This window comes from Longimicrobiaceae bacterium, from assembly GCA_035696245.1.
Classification (GTDB): domain Bacteria; phylum Gemmatimonadota; class Gemmatimonadetes; order Longimicrobiales; family Longimicrobiaceae; genus DASRQW01.
Map to the genome: position 1 here is coordinate 1 of DASRQW010000430.1, position 2,765 is coordinate 2,765.

Annotated in this window: 2 protein-coding genes; both read right to left on the reverse strand. The window is 74.9% G+C overall.

Going from position 1 to position 2,765, the window contains the following annotated elements:
- On the reverse strand, positions 1–711 hold a 711-nt coding region (locus VFE05_19265), incomplete at its 3' end, for a hypothetical protein (protein ID HET6232222.1).
- A gap of 393 nt (positions 712–1,104) precedes the next feature.
- A partial coding sequence (locus VFE05_19270; GenBank protein HET6232223.1) for a PAS domain S-box protein occupies positions 1,105–2,765 on the reverse strand: 1,661 nt, incomplete at its 5' end.

Consider the following 2,765-nt stretch of genomic DNA (forward strand, 5'->3'; position numbering starts at 1 on the left):
GCGAGGTGTTGACGATCGATCCCGCTCCCCGGCGTTGGGGAGGCCCAGGCGGAGGACGGACATGTGTGGGCCGAGGTCCACCACGCGGCGGCCAGCGGCGCCGCCCATCCGCCCGTTCAGCGCGATGGCGAGCACGTCCACGCAGCGCACCAGGCGGTCGTACGTGTCGGAGAGCACGTGCGGCGGGTGGCCCCACGGGTCGCGCACGTCGCGGCCGGGGATGGGCAGCGGATCCAGGTCGCCCAGCAGCAGCACGTCCTCTTCCCGGTAGTCGTGCAGGCGAACGAGGATGCGCTTCTGCCGCGCCTCCATGACGAAGGTAAGGCGGTGGCCGGGCGCGGCGGCGGGCGGGATGAGCGACGAGCGGTGCGCGCCCAGGTTGCAGCCGCGGGCCAGCGCCGCGATCATCGCCTCGGTCGGCGCGCCGCGGCCGGGGCCCACGAAGCCGGCGGAGCGCACCTCGGTCCGCGCGAGGGTCTGGGGCGCGAGGCGGGAGGCGAGCAGCGCGGCGGCGAACGGGCTGCGGAAGATGTTGCCCTCGCACACCATCAGCACCGCCGCGGGCATCGCCCCGTTGCCGATGCGCAGCAGCGCGGCCCGGCGCCGGCGGCCGTGCAGCGCCTGCTCGTACGTCCGCTGCGCCAGCCGCACCGCGTGCACCAGCCGGTCCAGCGCGGCCGGGCGTGCGAGGGGTGCCGGGGGAGAGCTCATGGCATCGCTTCGGGAGAGAAATGTCTGCGGGCGAAGGAAGCATCCGCCGAGCCCGCGACCGTCGATGAGAGGAACTCCCGTGCCGCCTGCCGATCGCGCATCCACGCCGTCCCCGCGCCGTGCGTGTGGACCCGCGCCCCCCAAGCTGTTGCGCCCCCGCAACGCCGCCCCACACGCCGAAGCCCCGCCGCTCATCTTCGGCGACGGGGCCTCCGGTGTTCATCTACCGATTAACTGGGCGATGGGGGCGGGCGATGCGCATCCCCCCCATCCGCGAACAGCAGGCTCACGCGGAGGCGCGGAGGACGCGGAGAACGGCAGGAGAAGCGAGTTGTTCTCCGCGATCTCCGCGTCTCCGCGTGAGACCCTTTCCATTGAGCTCGAGCGAGCCTGTCAGTCCGCGGCGGGCGCTTCGGGACGGACGACGGAGGATGCGGCGGACGGGGCCTCCACCGTCTCGATGACGCCGATGGCGCGGCTGGCGGTGCCGTTGCTGTCGCGGACGGCGGCCACGCGGTCCTGCACGCGCAGCCACGTCCCGTCGCCGCGGCGGAAGCGGTACTCGGCGGACCAGCGCGGCTGGCTGCCGCGAAGCCACGAGCGGAAGCCCGCCACCACGCCCTGCACGTCCTGGGGGTGGATGCGCTCGATCCACCACTTCTCGTCCGTACCCGCCGCCGCCTCGGGGTAGCCGAGCAGGTCGGCGACGCCGTGGTCCCAGCTCACGGCCCCGGTGCCCAGGTCGTGCTCGCGCACCACGCCGCCCACCGCCAGCATGGCCAGCCGCAGCCGCTCCGCGTCCCCGCGCAGCGCATCTTCCGCCCGCACGCGCGCCGTGACGTCGTTCGCCGAGGCGATGAGGTGCGTGACGGTGCCGTCCTCGCCCGTGAGCGGCGCCAGCATGAAGTCGATGGTGGAGAAGCCGTTGCGCGCCCGCACCGTCTCGTCGTAGCGCACCGTCTCGCCCGCCGCCGCCCGCCCGATCGCCGCGCGAAGCCGCCCCCGTACGCGGGCCGAGTACGACCAGGGCGGCGTGTCCTCGAACGGCAGGCCGTGCACGTCCTCGGCGCGCGTGCCGCTGTCCTGAAGCAAGCGGCGGTTCGCCACCAGCAGCGTGCCGTCTGGGGACAGGACGCCCACGGAGGCGCCGGTGCGGTCCAGCACGCCGCGCAGCAGGTCCTCGCGCGCCCGCAGCGCCTCTTCCTCTTCCTTGCGCGCCGTGATGACCGTGAGGAAGCTGAGCGTGTGCGCGGGCCGCCCGTCGGGCGTGCGGTCCAGCACGGCGTGGCGGTTCTCCACCCACTCCCAGGCGCCGTCGCGGCGGCGCAGGCGGTAGGTGACCTGGCCCTCCTCGCCGCCGGCGCGCAGGCGCTCGCGCGCGGCGTCCACCCGCGCCCGGTCGTCGGGGTGCACGCGCTCCAGCATGGTGGGCGTGTCGTTCAGGTCGGCCGCCGTGTAGCCCAGGAACTCGGCGCGGTTCAGGTAGGTGGGCACGGCGCGCGACACGTCCATCACCAGGATCAGGTCCGGCGAGGTGGCGGCCAGGCGGCGGAAGCGCTCGTCGCTCTCGCGCAGCGCCCGCTCGGCCTCCTTCATGGGCGTGATATCGTTGAGCGTGTGGACGATGCCCACCAGCCCGCCCACCTCGTTGCGGATGGGCGAGGCCGTGGCCAGCCCGGCGAAGCGCCGCCCGTCGCGCGCGGCCAGCGCCATCTCGCCCGCCCAGCCCTGGCCGGCCTGGAGGCGGGCCAGCACGCCGTCGGCCTGGTCGGCCAGCGCGGCGGCGGGCACCAGCTCGGCCATCCGCCGGCCGATGGCCTCCTCCGCGGTCCAGCCCAGCATCGACTCGGCCCAGCTGTTCCAGTAGGTGACGCGGCCCGCCAGGTCGGTGGCGACCACGGCCTGCTCCACCGCCTCCAGCAGCCCGGCCTGGAAGCGCACCGTCTCCTCGGCCCTGCGCCGCCGGGTGATGTCGGACTCGGCGCCCACCCACTCGTGCACGCGCCCGTCGGCGCCGAACACCGGCGCGGCGCGCGCGTGCAGCCAGCGGTACT